We start from the raw sequence: 14,394 nt of genomic DNA on the forward strand, positions 1-14,394 counted from the left end.
GCTCCCGGGCCTCCGGCTGCGCCGGCACCTCCCGGCACGCGGGGAGCCCGCCCCACCGGCCGCACCTCGCCGCGGGCGGCCGCGGAGCCCCGACGCGCCGGGCGTGAGGACCCCCGGCCATCCCGGCCACCCCGGCCGCTACCGGACGCGCTCCACGCGGCGCTCGTCCCACACCGGCTCCGGGGTCTCGCGGACCCGGCCGTCGCTGCCGAAGACCAGGTAGCGGTCGAAGGAGCGGGCGAACCAGCGGTCGTGGGTGACGGCCAGGACCGTGCCCTCGAAGGCCTCCAGCCCTTCCTGGAGCGCCTCGGCGGACTCCAGGTCGAGGTTGTCGGTCGGCTCGTCGAGGAGCAGGGCGGTGACGCCCTCCAGCTCCAGCAGCAGGATCTGGAAGCGGGCCTGCTGCCCGCCGGACAGCCGCTCGAAGGCCTGCTCGGCCTGCTGGGTCAGCTCGTAGCGGCGCAGCCGGGACATGGCCGCGCCGCGGTCCTGGGAGTGCTCCTGCCACAGGATGTCCAGGAGCGTGCGGCCCAGCAGTCCCGGGTGGGCGTGGGTCTGCGCGAAGTGACCGGGGACGACCCGCGCCCCCAGCTTCCACTCCCCCGTGTGCGCCACGGTGTCGCCGGCCAGCAGGCGCAGGAAGTGCGACTTGCCGGAGCCGTTGGAGCCGAGGACGGCGACCCGCTCGCCGTAGAAGACCTCCAGGTCGAAGGGTTTCATCAGGCCGGTCAGTTCGAGCCCCTTGCAGGTGACGGCCCGCACGCCGGTGCGGCCGCCCTTGAGGCGCATGGTGATGTCCTGCTCGCGCGGCGGCTCGGGCGGCGGGCCCGCCTCCTCGAACTTGCGCAGGCGGGTCTGCGCGGCCGCGTAGCGGGAGGCCATCTCGTGGCTGACGGAGGCCGCCTGCCGCAGGTTCAGCACCAGCTTCTTCAGCTGGGCGTGCTTCTCGTCCCAGCGGCGGCGCAGTTCCTCGAAGCGGGCGAAGCGTTCGCGCCGGGCCTCGTGGTAGGTGGCGAAGCCGCCGCCGTGCACCCAGGCGTCGGCGCCGGCCGGTCCCGGCTCCACGGAGACGATCTTCTCTGCGGCCCGGGAGAGGAGTTCGCGGTCGTGGGAGACGAACAGGACCGTCTTGCGGGTCTCCTTCAGCCGCTCCTCCAGCCACCGCTTGCCGGGCACGTCGAGGTAGTTGTCGGGCTCGTCGAGCAGAAGCACCTCGTCGGTGCCGCGCAGCAGCGCCTCCAGCACCAGCCGCTTCTGCTCGCCGCCGGACAGGGTGCGCACCTGACGGAACTGGGCCTTGTCGTAGGGCACGCCGAGGGCGGCCGTGGTGCACATGTCCCACAACGTCTCGGCCTCGTACCCGTGCGCCTCGGCCCAGTCGGACAGGGCCTGCGCGTAGCTCATCTGCGCGGCCTCGTCGTCCACGGTCATGATCGCGTGCTCCGCCTCGTCGACGGCCTTCGCGGCCTCCCGGATGCGCGGCGAGGACACCGACACCAGCAGGTCCCGTACGGTCGTCTCGTCCCGTACGGAGCCCACGAACTGGCGCATCACGCCGAGCCCGCCGCCGACGGTGACGGTGCCGCCGTGCGGTTTCAGCTCGCCGGAGATCAGCCGCAGCAGGGTCGTCTTGCCCGCGCCGTTGGGCCCCACCAGGGCCACGACGGCCCCTTCGCCCACCCGGAAGGACACGTCGCCGAGCAACGCCCTCCCGTCGGGGAGGTGGTACTCGAGGTGCGCGGCTTCCAGATGTCCCATGAGGGTGCATTCTGCGGGGCGCCCGCCGGATGCGGCAAACCCTTATCGACGTCTCGCCGGCGCGGTCCCCGCAGGCCGGGAGGTCATCCGGCCGCGCCGAGCGGCTCGCCGGCCGGTCCGCCCTCGCCCGCGGGTGCCACGGTCGCGCCCGCCCAGGTCAGGGCCTCGAACCCGGCGGAGGGGGTGCCGTCGAGGACGATCACGCCGGTGTTGGCGAGCCGGCGGGCGGCGGCGAACGGCACGTCCACGTTGCGGGCGCGGGCCGCCGTCCAGGCGCGGATCGCGGCCCCGTGGCTGACCAGGGCGACGCAGCGGGCGCCGGTCGCGGCGGCCTCGGCGACCACGGCGTCGTAGCGCTCCAGGAACTCGGCGCCGCTCTCGCCGCCCGGCATGCGCAGCCCCAGGTCGCCGGCCGCCCAGGCGAACACCGTGCGCAGGTACGGCTCGCCCTGCCCGGACTCGCCCGGCAGGAGTTCGAGGTCGCCCGCGGAGATCTCCCGGATGCCGTCGCGCTCGCGGACGTCCAGGCCGCGGGCGGCGGCCAGCGGCGCGGCGGTGAGGCGGGTGCGCACGAGGGTGGAGACGTACAGGGCGTCGATGTCCTCGTCGGCGAGGGCATCGGGCAGGGCGGCGGCCTGCCGTTCGCCGAGCGCCGTGAGGCCGGGGCCGGGGACGGCGGTGTCCAGCAGGCGCTTCACGTTGGTGGGGGTCTCACCGTGGCGGACCAGGAGCAGACGCATGCGCTCACCTTCCGGTGCCGTGCCGCCTCGCGCGGGGATCGGTCCCTGCAGGGTACCCGCGGGCCGCCGAGGGCATCCGCCCGCCCGGGGGCCGGATCCCGGTCCCACCGCACTTGGCTGACGAACCGTCAGTCCATTCTTCGGAACGAACTGTCTCAGCATACGGCCGCAGGCGTACGGTGGCGCACATCAGCCCCCGGGCTCCACCGGGCCCGGGGACCGGGCCGTGAAGAAGGGGCTGAGCCATGCCGGGAGCGCGGGAGACCGCCGTCTACACGCACGGACACCACGAGTCGGTACTGCGGTCGCACACCTGGCGGACCGCCGCCAACTCGGCGGCGTACCTGCTCGGTTCACTGAAGCCGCACATGAGGATCCTGGACATCGGCTGTGGTCCGGGCACCATCACCGCCGACCTGGCCGCCCTCGTCCCCGACGGCCACGTCACCGGCGCCGACCGGGCGCCCGGCGTCCTGGAGCAGGCACGGGCCACGGCCGCCGACCGCGGCCTGACCAACGTCGACTTCACGGTCGCCGACGTCCACGCCCTCGACCACCCGGACGACACGTTCTGCGTGGTCCACGCGCATCAGGTGCTCCAGCACGTCGGCGACCCCGTGCGGGCGCTGCGCGAGATGCGGCGCGTCACCAGACCCGGCGGGTACGTCGCCGTCCGCGACTCGGACTACGCGGCCATGACCTGGTACCCGGCCTCGGCCGGGATGGACGACTGGCTGGACCTCTACCGCGCAGTGGCCCGCGCCAACGGCGGGGAACCCGACGCCGGACGCCGGCTGAAGGCCTGGGCCCGTGAGGCGGGCTTCACGGACGTCACGGCCACCTCCGCCACCTGGACCTTCGGCACCGCCGAGGAGCGGGCCTGGTGGAGCGGCCTGTGGGCCGACCGCACCCTGGCCTCCGCCTACGCGGAGCGGGCCGTCGAGGGCGGCCACGCCGACGCCGGGCGACTGAGGGCCGTGTCCGAGGCCTGGCGGGAATGGGGACGGCAGGAGGACGGCTGGTTCGCCGTTCTGCACGGGGAAATTCTGTGCAAAAAGGACGCCTGAATCGCGTATTCGGGGAAACTCGGGCCGCAGGAGGTCGAAGCTATGGTTCCCATCCTGCTGGTACTGCTTCTGGTGCTGATTCTTTTCGGTGCCGGATTCGCGGTGGAGGTGCTCTGGTGGATCGCGATCGCGGTTCTCGTTCTCTGGCTCCTGGGGTTCCTGATGCGCGGTACCACCGCGAGTGGGGGCCGGGGTCGTTGGTACAGGTGGTGAATTAGCCCCGGGAGCGTCTCACCGGCGCCCCCTCGGGCGGCGTTCGTCGGACGGCGTTCCTTCCGTCGGACGGCATTCCGTCGGGCGCCTCATTCCCGGGGCAGCAGCGGTCCGAGCGGCCCGAGGTCCAGATTCAGGTCCTCGGGCCGCAGGCCGTAGCGGTCGCGCAGTTCCGCCATCCGGTCGTCGAGCAGCATCAGCGTGAGCCCGATCCGCTCCTCCTGCTCCTCGGACAGGTCGCCCTGGTCGAAGCGGCGCACCGCCTGCCGTTCCATCAGCTGACGCAGCAGCTCGACGACGGTGAGGACGAGCTTGATCAGATCCCGCTCGACCGTGTCGGGCTCGAGATCGACATGACGCTTGCTCGGCGTGGTCACGAAAGCTCCTCCCAGGGCGACGGGACGTTCTCGTTCACGGAGCTGATCAGCGCGTTCAGGTCGATGCGGACCAGGTCGACGTCCGCGATCCGCAAGGTGATGTCGCCCTTGATGACGACCCCGCCGGCCAGCAGCCGGTCGAGCAGGTCGACGAGGGCGATCTCGCGGCGCTCCACGACGGTCATGAGCCCGCCTCCCCCGCGCTCCCGGCGCTCCCCTCGCCCGCGCCCCGCGCAGGGTCCTGCGCGCCCTCGTCCGCCGGGGGATCCACGAAGGAATACGCCGCCCACGGTCCCGTGAGCTCGACGCGCATTCCGGGTTCCTCGTCCTTCGTGCGGTCCACGAGTTCCACGAATTCCTCGGATTCCGTGCGGGGCACGAGATAGGCGGCATTCAGCACGTTCTGTCCCGAGGACCGGGAGAGGGCGGAGTTCTGCGGTGCGTGGAGGCGGGCCGCGTCCGCGTGTTCCGAGAGCAGGGAGTGCAGCCGGCCGGCGAACCGTTCCGCCCGCTGCCAGGTGTCCTCCTGCGCCCTCGCCTTCCTGCGCCGCTGAAGGAGGTAGTCGCGGCCCGAGGTGGGCTTCGCCGCCGCGGCTTCCGGGCCGGCGGTCTCCTCCCCCGTGGGCTCGACGTAGACCTTCACGCCCCATTCCACGCGCCCCTCCAGCCGGTCCAGGGTGCGCCGGAAGAACTCCTCGCGTTCCTCCATCATCACGCGGACGCCGCTGTCGTCGCGGAAGACGGTGGCGAGCCGCAGGGGCAGGGGCGTGGTGACCGCGGTGAGCGCGTCGATCACCTGCTGGTGGCCGCGCGCGGTCGCGGCCAGCCAGTCCAGGTCCTCCAGGTGGGCGCGGAGCGGTTCCTCGGCGAAGTCCTGTGCGGGCACGTCGCTGACGACGGCGATCAGACCGTGGTGGTGCAGCATCTTGGCCGGTGCGCCCGCCACACCCGTCAGCTCGGCCTGCAGGGGCGCGCCAGCCGGCCGGCAGACGGCGTACACGTACCGCAGTCCGGTCATGAGGACTCCTCCCTGGTGCGGGCACGGCCCGGCTCCAGTTCCTCCAGGCGAGCCAGTCGTTCACGCAACTCGGCGTTCTCCTTGGTGAGTTGGTCGCGTCTGGCACGGGTGGACAGCGCCGGGTCGTCCTCCCACCAGTCGATGCCCATCTCCTTGGCCTTGTCGACCGAGGCGACGATGAGGCGGAGCTTGATCGTGAGCAGTTCGATGTCGAGCAGGTTGATCCGGATGTCACCGGCGATGACGATGCCCTTGTCGAGGACGCGTTCCAGGATGTCCGCGAGGTTGGCGCCGCCGCCCTGGCCGTACGGTTCCGGCATCCGGCTCGGCATGCTCATCGACGGCTCCTCCTGTCCTCGTCCTGCGGGGCCTCTTCCTCGTCTTCCTCGTCTTCCTCGTCGTACTCGTCGGCCTCGGCCTCGGGCTCGCCCTCCTCGTCCTCGTCGTACTCTTCGTCCTCGGCCTCGGCCTCGGGCTCACCCTCCTCCTCGTCCTCCTCGTACTCGCCCTCGGGCTCCTCGTCGTACTCCGCCTCCGGCTCGTCCTCGTCGTACTCGCCCTCGGCCTCCTCCGACTCCTCCGACTCCCCGGACCCCTCCGGCTCCTCGGACTCCTCGTCCTCCTCGGACTCTTCGGACTCCTCTGCCTCTTTCTCCTCCTCGGCCAGGGCGTCCTCGTGGGAGCGGACGACCTCGCCGTCACGGATCTCACCGCGCCAGCCGTCCTCCGCCTCCCCCTTGAGGGTGATGAAGCGTGCGAAGTTCTTCAGGTCGAGGCGGGCACGGCGGCCCTGGGCGCGCCAGATGTTGCCGGTCTTCTCGAAAAGGCCCGTCGGGTAGTACTCCATGACCAGCACGACGCGGGTGAGGTTCTCGGCGATCTCGTGGAAGGAGACGACGCCCTTGGTGGTGCCCTTGGCGCCCTCGGACGTCCAGGAGATCCGGTCGTCCGGGACCTGCTCGGTGGTCTTCGCCTTCCAGCTCCGGTTGGACCAGAAGACCTTCAGCTGCCAGTCGCTGGTGGTGTCGTCACCGCGGCTCGCGCTCTTGACGCCCTTGGCGAAGGTGCTGAAGTCCTGGTACTTGGTCCACTGGTCGTAGGCGGTGCGCAGCGGCACGCCGACGTCGATCTGCTCCATGATGACGGTGGGCTTGGAGCCCGACCCGCCCTTGCGCTTGCCCTTGCCGCCGCCGAGCTTCTTGAAGGCGCCGGTCACCTTGTCCTTGATGTTCGAGGCGCCGACTTCCATCGCGGTGCGCATCGGGCTCTTGCCCTCGGCCAGCTTGCGGCCTCCGTCGAGGGCCATCTTGGCCAGACCGGGGCTCTTGCCCTCGGCGATGTCGTTGAGCTTGCCGGTGGTCTCGCCGAGCTTGCGGCCGACGCCGGCCAGCACGCGCTGGGTCTGCGCGGCGAGGTACTCCTGCGCCTCCGCCTTGAGCCGGTCGGCGGCCTCGCTCTGCGCGAGGTCCGTCAGGGGGTTGCCACCCGTCTTGTCCGTCGCCTCGCCGGCCGCGGACTTCGCCGATCCCAGTGTCTCGGCCATCACTCACCGCCTCCCTTCGACCGCCGGGTCCGCGACGTGGTCTTCGCGGCCGTCTTGCGGGCCGAGCCGGCGCTCTTCTGCGAGGCCGCCCCGCGCGCGGACGCCTTCTTGGCCGGCGCCTTCTTGGCCGGTGCCTTCTTCGCCGCGGTCTTCTTCGCCGGGGCCTTCTTGGCCGGTGCCTTCTTGGCCGGTGCCTTCTTCGCGGCGGGCTTCTTGGCAGCCGCCTTCCTGCGCGGCGGCTCCTCCTCCTCGGGCTCCTCCTCCTCGGGCTCCTCCTCCGGCTCCTCCTCCTCGGGCTCCTCCTCGTCCTCGTCGGCCCGGTCCTCGGCGTCCTCGTCCTCGTCGGCCCGGTCCTCGGCGTCCTCGTCGGCCTCTTCGTAGTCCTCGTCCTCGTCGCGCGCGGACTCGGGCTCCTCGTACTCGTCCTCGTCGCCGTCGTCCGCCTCGTCCCGCGACTTCCCGCCCGGCGCGTCGGGGACGACGCCGTCGAGTTCGTCGCGGACCCGGTTCGTACGGCTGTGCAGCCGGTCGGCGAGGGCGCTCATCTGCCGCTCGACCATCGCACCCGAGGCGGCCTTGCCGACACCGCGCAGTTCTCCGCGGAGCTGTTCGGTGATCTCCTTGAACTGCGGGTTGTCCTTGAGCTGCTGGGACACCAGGTCGGCCACGCCGCGCGGGGTCAGGTTCAGCTTCTTGCCCGCGACCATCGAGCCGACGGCGAGCGCCAGTTTCATCTTCTTGCTACGTCCCAGGAGGTATCCGGCCCCTACCGCGAGGCCCAGTCCCACTCGGTTCATCGTGCTGTCCCGTCGTCGGTTCCCGTACTCCTGCGCATGGCTGTGTCCAGCCGGTCGAGGAGTTCGTCCTCCATCCGGTCGAACTCCTCCTCCGTGATCGACCCGTCCTCCAACTGCTCCTCGAGACGGGAGAGTTCGGCCCGAACCGTGGCGGGGTCGTAATAGATCCGCTCGGCCTCCTGAACGACCTGCTGGATCACCCAGCCGCTGCCGCGCACCGGGGCGAACGGCAACAGCAGCACCTCCGAGATCAGGCCCATCTCCCTGCTCCTTCGCTTGTGTGACCCCGCTAGCCGGCCGCCGGTACGGCGGGCTCCGCGGGGCCGGGCTCGACGAAGCTGTACGGCGGCAGCGGACCGTTCACCCGCACCTCCAGGTGGGGGCGGCTCTCGCGCAGTCCGTCCGCCGCCTCCAGGAAGCGCGCGGCCTCGTCGCGGTCCACCAGGAACGAGATGTTGGCGAGCCAGCCGGTGGACTCGGGGCCCGGCTCGACGCTCGCCGCGAGGGGTTCCAGGACCCGCCGGACCTCGGCCGCGTCCTCGGCCTCGCGGGCCTTGACCGCGGCCGCCACCATCTCGCCGAGCTGGATCTTCTGCTCGTACGAGCCGCCGCCGGCCTGCCGGTTCGCCTCGGCCATCGCGCGCAGCTCGGGGCTGTCCGCCATCACCTGGTGCAGTACGGCATCCTCGACGTGGGAGGCCTTGATGTTGTACTCGACCTTGTTCTCGAGGGCCCGCAGCCGCTCCAGGTAGTGCTCGGCACGCTCGGTCAGGACGCCGGTGACCGCGTCGTCGTCGGGGGCGACGCTGCCGAACCGCATGGGCAGCACGCACCCCTCCGCTCCCGCCTCGCCGAGGACGGTCTGGTGGGCGAGGAGATCGCGGCGCTTGGGCCGGAGGTTCTCGGGGGCGTCACTGACGACGGCCGCGAGATCACCCGCGTGCAGCACCCGTACCGGCAGCGGGGGCTCTCCCACCCCGCTCAGACCCTCCGGGAGGGCGGGGTGCGAAGCGGCGGTGATGCCGTAGACGTAGGTGGTCACTCCTGCTCCTCCTTCCGGCGGGCGGACGTCGACTTGCGCGTGCGCGGCCTGGACTCGGTCTCGCCTTCCTCACGGGCCTGCTTGAAGGCGCCGGAGATGGTCTCGGCGGCGCCGGACAGCGCCCCCTTGGACTTGCCGCGCGCGCCGGACTCGGTGACGTCGCCGACGATCTCGGGCAGACCGGGGCTCTTGCGCGGGCCCGCCTCCAGGTCGAGGCGGTTGCACGCCTCGGCGAACCGCAGGTAGGTGTCGACGCTGGCCACGACGACCCGTATGTCGATCTTCAGGATCTCGATGCCGACCAGAGAAACCCGCACGAAGGCGTCGATGACGAGCCCCCTGTCGAGGACGAGTTCCAGGACGTCGTAGAGGCCGCTGGAGCCGCCTCCGCCACCGGACTGTTGTGCCGGGACCACGGTCATGCCGACCGCACCTCCTTGTGTGTGATGAATGGTTGTGGGGCCGGGCCGTTCGACGGGCGAACGGCCTACCGGCCACCGGGCCGTGCGTCGGCCCGCCCGCGCTCGTAACGGCGGACGCGGCGGTAGCCGGTCAACTGGCCCTCCGGGTCGAGTTCGACCTCGTAGCTGCCCATGAGGCTCATGGTGTCGGGCACCCGCTCGAGTTCGAGGACCTCGACCTCCAGGGACCAGCCGTCCTCGGTCTGCGAGAAGGACGAGACGCTCTCGGCGGTCATGCCGGTCAGCTCGGCAAGCTGGGCCCGCGCCTGGCGCAGTACCTCCATGGGCTTCGGCCGGTCGTCCGTCACGGTGTCGTCCTCGCCCTCTTTCCGGTCGTCGGTCGGGGAACCGCCCTTCGGGGGTCTCCGCGAAGTCCGCGTGTTTCGTGAAGCCTGTGTGTCTGCCGTGTTCTTTGTGTTGGACATGGCCACCTCTTCCTTCCGTGTGGCCGGAAGGACCATGGCCAAACCTTCAGGAGCACACGCGTCTGCGCCGGTCACGGGACGCCCTGTACACCGGCGGTACGTGCATCAGGCACGCAGCGCGTCGAGGCGGCGTCGGGCGGGCCCCAGGGCACGCCCGGCGCCGCTCGTCCCGGACCACGGCCGGGTCCGGGCCTGCTCGAGGGCGTCGGCGACGGTCCAGCGGCGGGGCCCGAGACCGGGGTCGTCGAGCTGGTCCCAGCCGATGGGCACGGCGACGGGGGCGCCGGGACGGGCGCGCACGGTGAAGGGGGCGACGGCGGTCTGGGCGTAGCCGTTGCGCTGCACGTCGAGGTAGAGCCGCTCGCCCCGGTCCTTCTTGCGGGCGGCGGTGGTCAGCTGCTCCGGGTGCCCGGCGGCGAGCAGCTCGGCGGCGTCCCGCGCGAAGGCGCGCACCTCGTCGAAGCCGTGCCGTCCGTCCAGGGGGACGACGACGTGCAGTCCGCGCGAGCCGGTGGTCATCAGGGCGGAGGGCAGCCGCACCTCGTCGAGCAGGTCGCCCAGCCACCGGGCCGCCTCCCGCACGGCGGCGAAGTCGTCGCCGGAGGGGTCCAGGTCGAAGATCATCAGGTCGGGGCGGTCGGGGCGGTCGGCCCGTGACAACCAGCGGTGGAAGGTGAGGCAGGCCTGGTCGGCGGGGAACACGAGGGTGGCGGTGTCGTCGCAGACGATGTGCAGGACGGTGCCGTCCTCCTTGCCGACCCGCGCCCGGGTGATCCACTGCGGGTAGTGCCCGGGGGTGTTCTTCTGCATGAACCGGGGGCCGTCGACGCCGTCCGGATGCCGTTCCAGCATCAGCGGCCGGCCGCGCAGCTGCGGCAGCATGAACGGGGCCACCGACCGGTAGTACTCCACCAGGTCGCCCTTGGTGTGTTCCTCGCCGTCGGCACCGGCCGGGAAGAGCACCTTGCCCGGCCGGTGGACCTCGACGGTGCGGCGTCCGGCCCGCACCCGGCGGACGTCGTCGTCCTCGGGACGACCGCCGTCGCCCTCGGGGCGGCGACCGTCACCCTCGGGGCGACCGCCGTCACCGTCCGGACGACGGCCGTCGCTCCGGGAAGGACCGCCGTCGTTGCGGGACCGACCGCCGTCGTTGCGGGACCGACCGCCGTCCTTGCGGGACCGACCGCCGTCGCTCACGGGACGACCGCCGTCTCCACCAGCAGCCGGGCGGAGGCGGCGATCGACTCGGCGTCGATGCCCGCCGCGTGCAGTTGCTCCCCGGGGCTCGCCGAACCCGGCATCGTCCGCACGGCGAGCCGCACGAGGCGGGGCACCGGGCGCCCGTCGGTGAAGGCGTCGAGGACCGCGTCACCGAGCCCGCCCTCCTCGTGGTGGTCCTCCACGGTCACCAGGCAGCCGGTCTCCTCGGCGGCCCGCCGCAGGGTTTCCCGGTCGACGGGCTTGACGGAGTACAGGTCGATCACCCGGACCGGGATGCCCTCGGCGTCGAGGGCGTCGGCGGCCTTCAGCGCCTCGTGCACGGTCACGCCGGCCGCGACGACGGTCAGCCGGTCGTCGCCGGAGGAGCGCAGCACCTTGCTGCCGCCGACCGGGAACTCCTCGTCGGGCCCGTAGACCACCGGGCTCTCGCCGCGCGAGGTGCGCAGGTAGCGGATGCCGTCGAGCCCGGCCATGGCGGCGACCAGTCGGGCGGTCTGGTTGGCGTCGCACGGGTACAGGACCGTGGAGCCGTGCACGGCCCGGAACATCGCCAGGTCCTCCAGACCCATCTGCGAGGGCCCGTCCTGGCCGATGGCCACCCCGGCGTGCGAGCCGACCAGGTTGATCCCGGCGCCGCTGACGGACGCCATGCGCACGAAGTCGTGCGCCCGGGTCAGGAAGGCCGCGAACGTGGAGGCGAAGGGCACCCAGCCGCGGGTGGCCATGCCGACCGCGGTGGCGACGAGCTGCTGCTCGGCGATGTAGCACTCGAAGAAGCGGTCGGGGTGCTCCTTGGCGAAGAACTCGGTGCGGGTGGAGTCGCCGACCTCCCCGTCGAGGGCGACGACGTCGCCGCGGGCCGCGCCGAGGGCGGCGAGGGCCTGCCCGAAGGCGTCACGGGTGGCGACGCCCTTCTCGGGGTCGCCCTTCTCCCAGCGGGGCAGGTCGAGACGGCCGGTGGGCACCGAGTGCAGCATGCGGGTGGCGGGCGGCTCGTGCACCTCGACGCGCAGGTCGCGGATCCCGCCGAGTTCCGCGATCGCCTCGTCGGCGTCCGGCAGCGGTTTGCCGTGCAGCCCCTCGCGGTCCTGGACCGCCTCGACGCCCCGGCCCTTCAGGGTGCGGGCGAGGATCGCGGTGGGCTGTCCCTTGGTGGAGACCGCCTCGCCGTAGGCGCGGTCGACGGCGTCCACGTCGTGCCCGTCCACCTCGACGGTGTGCCAGTCGAAGGCCTGGAAGCGGCGGGCGTAGGAGTGGAGGTCGTGGCCGTGCCGGGTGGGACCGCGCTGGCCGAGCCGGTTGACGTCGACGATCACCGTGAGGTTGTCCAGGTGTTCGTGGCCCGCGTGCTCGGCGGCCTCCCACACCGAGCCCTCGGCCATCTCGCTGTCCCCGCACAGCACCCACACCCGGTGGTCCGAGTGGTCCAGCCGCTTGCCCGCGAGGGCGATGCCCACGCCCACCGGCAGCCCCTGGCCGAGGGAGCCGGTGGCCGTCTCGACCCAGGGCAGGCGCTGCGGGGTGGGGTGTCCTTCGAGGCGGCTGCCGAGTGCGCGGAAGGTGAGGAGTTCCTCGTCGTCGATGGCGCCGGCCGCCTTGTACGCCGCGTACAGCAGCGGGGAGGCGTGGCCCTTGGAGAGGACGAAACGGTCGTTGGCCGGGTGCGCGGGGCGGTCGAAGTCGTAGCGGAGGTGGTTCGCCAGCAGGACGGCCATCAGGTCCGCGGCGGACATCGAGGAGGTCGGATGCCCGGACCCCGCGGCGTCGGAGGCGCGGACACTGTCCACGCGCAACTGCTGTGCGAGCTCAGTGAGTTCGGCGGTGTCCATCGGGTTACTGCTCTCCTTCTCGGGGGAGGGGACGTAGCTGGTCACCGGCGGGCCCGGAAGCGGGCCGGTTCTCGGCGGGCTCACCGCCCGGCTGGTTCTTCGCCGGCTCACCGCCCGGCTGGTTCTTCGCCGGTTCCGGTGCCGGGCGGTTCCTGGCCGGCTCGTTCTTCACCGGCTCGGGGGTCGGTGAGGTGATCGTCCGGGAGGTGTCGTCACCGCCGCCTCCGCCCAGGGCCTTCTGCCCGCCGGTCACGGGGACACCGGCCGCTGGGACCCCGGCCGCGGACGTCGCGTCCCGCTGCCGTTCGCGCCCGTCCGGCGTCCGTGCCAGTTCCGGCGAGGCCGTGTCCAGGGGCACCGACCAGGACCGGACGAGGCCCAACTGGACGGCCTGGCGCGGCAGTACGGCGTCCAGCAGCCAGTCGGCCGCGACGCGCACGCGGTTGCCGGGCATGGCGGCCAGGTGGTAGCCGCGGGTGACCACGCCGGCCGGCAGCCCCGACAGCGGGACGCCCAGCGGGTTGGCGGCGGCCTTGACCCCGCCGAGGTCGACGACGAAGCCCATGTCCTTGTGCCGGTAGGGCCGCAGCTCGCGCCCGGTGAGCGAGGCGGCGATGTTGTGCGCGGCGACCTTGCCCTGCCGCCAGGCGTGCTGTGCCGTCATCGGCGTGTACGCCCCCGGCTTCTCCAGATCGGGTACGGCGGCGGCGTCACCGCAGGCGAACACCTCGGGCCTGCCCGGCACGCGCAGGGTCGGCTCGACGAGGAGCCGCCCCCGCTCCATGGGCAGCCCGAGGGACTCCGCGAGGGGATCGGGCCGTACGCCCACGCACCACACGAGGGTGCGGGTGTCGACGAACTCGCCGTCGGTGAGCAGGACTCCGTCCGGAGTGGCCTCCTTCACTGAGGTTCCCATCCGCACGTCGACACCCCGTTCGCGCAGCACCCGGTCGGCGGTGACGGAGAGCCGTTCGTCGAGTTCGGGCAGGACACGGTCGGCGACGTCGAGCAGCAGCCAGCGCGGCCGCATGCCCTTGCGCAGGGGATGGGCGCGCACCAGCGCGTCGGTGAACAGCTGCCCGTGGGCGGCGACTTCGGTACCGGTGTAGCCGGCGCCGACCACCACGAACGTGCAGCGGGCCGTGCAGAGCGCCGCGTCGTCGGCGGAGGAGGCCAGTTCGACCTGCCGGGTCACGTGGTCGCGCAGGTAGAGCGCCTCGGGCAGGCCGCGGAAGCCGTGCGCGTGCTCGGCGACGCCGGGGATGGGCAGCAGCTTGTTGACGCTGCCGGCGGCCAGCACCAGCCGGTCGTAGCCGAGGGCGCCCGTCTCGCCCTCGGGGCCGGTGTAGTGCACGGTGCGCCCGTCGAGGTCGATGCGGCCGGCCTCGCCGAGCACCAGCCGCACGTCCGGCAGGGTGCCGGCGAGGGAGACGGTGACCCGGCGCGGTTCGAGGATGCCGGCGGCCACCTGGGGCAGCAGGGGCAGGTAGAGGAAGTAGTCGGTCGGGTTCAGCAGGGTGATGTCGGCCCGGCCGCGGGCCGCCCGCGCGAGGGTGCGGGCCGTGCGGTATCCGGCGAAGCCGGCTCCGACGATCACGATGCGGGGTCGACTCACGTTCGCCTCCGGTGGCCCCGCGCCGTCGGGGCCGCGGGGAAGTGTGTCGTACGGGGGTTTCCGCGTCCCCCCGGGCAGGCCCGCCAAACGTCCGCGGGTCCTCACGGGGGTCCGGGTCACCCCGGCGCGGGGCGACCCGGGGCGCGACCGCCCACCCGCCGCACCCCGGAGGAGGTGCCCCTCCCGTGCCCGAGTACGGCTGTTTCCTGTGCTGCCGGTGCTGCGGGGAGTTCGGCCCCGCGGACCTGGTCGCCGCGCGCGGCGAAGGCCACCACCGCGGCCCGGCCC

Annotated in this window: 17 protein-coding genes; 2 read left to right on the forward strand and 15 right to left on the reverse strand. The window is 72.6% G+C overall.

The genetic code is table 11. The features are described from left to right. Nucleotides 1-138 precede the first annotated feature (138 nt). Together ACGFQC_RS16035 and ACGFQC_RS16040 are read right to left on the reverse strand one after the other, a co-directional pair. Complete coding sequence (locus ACGFQC_RS16035; protein WP_363088732.1) at nt 139-1,758, reverse strand: ATP-binding cassette domain-containing protein; 1,620 nt, start codon at nt 1,756-1,758, stop codon at nt 139-141. 83 nt (nt 1,759-1,841) lie between these two features. Then, on the reverse strand, nt 1,842-2,498 hold the full coding sequence (locus ACGFQC_RS16040) for a histidine phosphatase family protein (RefSeq protein ID WP_363088731.1): 657 nt from the start codon (nt 2,496-2,498) through the stop codon (nt 1,842-1,844). A 245-nt stretch (nt 2,499-2,743) separates the two neighbouring features. On the opposite strand from ACGFQC_RS16040, the gene ACGFQC_RS16045 reads away from it, so the two are divergent. Beyond that, nucleotides 2,744-3,565 (forward strand): methyltransferase domain-containing protein, encoded by an 822-nt coding sequence (locus ACGFQC_RS16045; RefSeq protein WP_363088730.1) that lies wholly within the window; start codon nt 2,744-2,746, stop codon nt 3,563-3,565. A 42-nt stretch (nt 3,566-3,607) separates the two neighbouring features. Next, nucleotides 3,608-3,778, forward strand: a complete 171-nt coding sequence (locus tag ACGFQC_RS16050) for a hydrophobic protein (protein WP_363088729.1) — start codon at nt 3,608-3,610, stop codon at nt 3,776-3,778. A gap of 89 nt (nt 3,779-3,867) precedes the next feature. Here the strand turns inward: ACGFQC_RS16050 and ACGFQC_RS16055 are convergent, their stop codons facing one another. The 13 genes from ACGFQC_RS16055 to ACGFQC_RS16115 all read right to left on the reverse strand — a co-directional run bounded on the left by ACGFQC_RS16055 (nt 3,868) and on the right by ACGFQC_RS16115 (nt 14,106). Next, entirely contained in the window at nt 3,868-4,155 is a 288-nt protein-coding gene (locus tag ACGFQC_RS16055) for a gas vesicle protein K (RefSeq protein WP_363088728.1), read from the reverse strand. Then, nucleotides 4,152-4,340: a gas vesicle protein gene (locus ACGFQC_RS16060; RefSeq protein ID WP_363088727.1), complete on the reverse strand. Its 189-nt coding sequence runs from the start codon at nt 4,338-4,340 to the stop codon at nt 4,152-4,154. The genes ACGFQC_RS16055 and ACGFQC_RS16060 overlap by 4 nt, the downstream gene beginning before the upstream one ends. Further along, complete coding sequence (locus ACGFQC_RS16065) at nt 4,337-5,173, reverse strand: GvpL/GvpF family gas vesicle protein (RefSeq protein ID WP_363088726.1); 837 nt, start codon at nt 5,171-5,173, stop codon at nt 4,337-4,339. Before ACGFQC_RS16065 ends, ACGFQC_RS16060 begins: the two co-directional genes overlap by 4 nt. Next, a complete protein-coding gene (locus ACGFQC_RS16070) occupies nt 5,170-5,511 on the reverse strand; it encodes a gas vesicle protein (RefSeq protein WP_363088725.1) in 342 nt (113 codons plus the stop codon). Before ACGFQC_RS16070 ends, ACGFQC_RS16065 begins: the two co-directional genes overlap by 4 nt. After that, nucleotides 5,508-6,716 carry an SRPBCC family protein gene (locus ACGFQC_RS16075; RefSeq protein ID WP_363088724.1) on the reverse strand — a complete coding sequence of 403 codons (1,209 nt, stop codon included), beginning with the start codon at nt 6,714-6,716 and terminating at the stop codon, nt 5,508-5,510. Before ACGFQC_RS16075 ends, ACGFQC_RS16070 begins: the two co-directional genes overlap by 4 nt. Beyond that, a complete protein-coding gene (locus ACGFQC_RS16080; protein WP_363088723.1) occupies nt 6,716-7,513 on the reverse strand; it encodes a DNA primase in 798 nt (265 codons plus the stop codon). Before ACGFQC_RS16080 ends, ACGFQC_RS16075 begins: the two co-directional genes overlap by 1 nt. Beyond that, on the reverse strand, nt 7,510-7,773 hold the full coding sequence (locus ACGFQC_RS16085; protein WP_363088722.1) for a gas vesicle protein GvpG: 264 nt from the start codon (nt 7,771-7,773) through the stop codon (nt 7,510-7,512). The genes ACGFQC_RS16080 and ACGFQC_RS16085 overlap by 4 nt, the downstream gene beginning before the upstream one ends. Before the next feature lie 29 nt (nt 7,774-7,802). After that, nucleotides 7,803-8,555 carry a GvpL/GvpF family gas vesicle protein gene (locus ACGFQC_RS16090; protein ID WP_363088721.1) on the reverse strand — a complete coding sequence of 251 codons (753 nt, stop codon included), beginning with the start codon at nt 8,553-8,555 and terminating at the stop codon, nt 7,803-7,805. Beyond that, entirely contained in the window at nt 8,552-8,977 is a 426-nt protein-coding gene (locus tag ACGFQC_RS16095) for a gas vesicle structural protein GvpA (RefSeq protein WP_363088720.1), read from the reverse strand. The genes ACGFQC_RS16090 and ACGFQC_RS16095 overlap by 4 nt, the downstream gene beginning before the upstream one ends. 65 nt (nt 8,978-9,042) lie before the next feature. Then, nucleotides 9,043-9,441 carry a gas vesicle protein gene (locus ACGFQC_RS16100; RefSeq protein WP_363088719.1) on the reverse strand — a complete coding sequence of 133 codons (399 nt, stop codon included), beginning with the start codon at nt 9,439-9,441 and terminating at the stop codon, nt 9,043-9,045. Between the two features lie 105 nt (nt 9,442-9,546). Beyond that, on the reverse strand, nt 9,547-10,449 hold the full coding sequence (gene ligD, locus ACGFQC_RS16105) for a non-homologous end-joining DNA ligase (protein WP_363088865.1): 903 nt from the start codon (nt 10,447-10,449) through the stop codon (nt 9,547-9,549). A gap of 185 nt (nt 10,450-10,634) precedes the next feature. Beyond that, nucleotides 10,635-12,491: a transketolase gene (locus ACGFQC_RS16110; protein WP_363088864.1), complete on the reverse strand. Its 1,857-nt coding sequence runs from the start codon at nt 12,489-12,491 to the stop codon at nt 10,635-10,637. A gap of 4 nt (nt 12,492-12,495) precedes the next feature. After that, a complete protein-coding gene (locus ACGFQC_RS16115; RefSeq protein WP_363088718.1) occupies nt 12,496-14,106 on the reverse strand; it encodes an NAD(P)/FAD-dependent oxidoreductase in 1,611 nt (536 codons plus the stop codon). Nucleotides 14,107-14,394 lie beyond the last annotated feature (288 nt).

The organism is Streptomyces sp. NPDC048734, from assembly GCF_043198675.1.
Classification (GTDB): domain Bacteria; phylum Actinomycetota; class Actinomycetes; order Streptomycetales; family Streptomycetaceae; genus Streptomyces.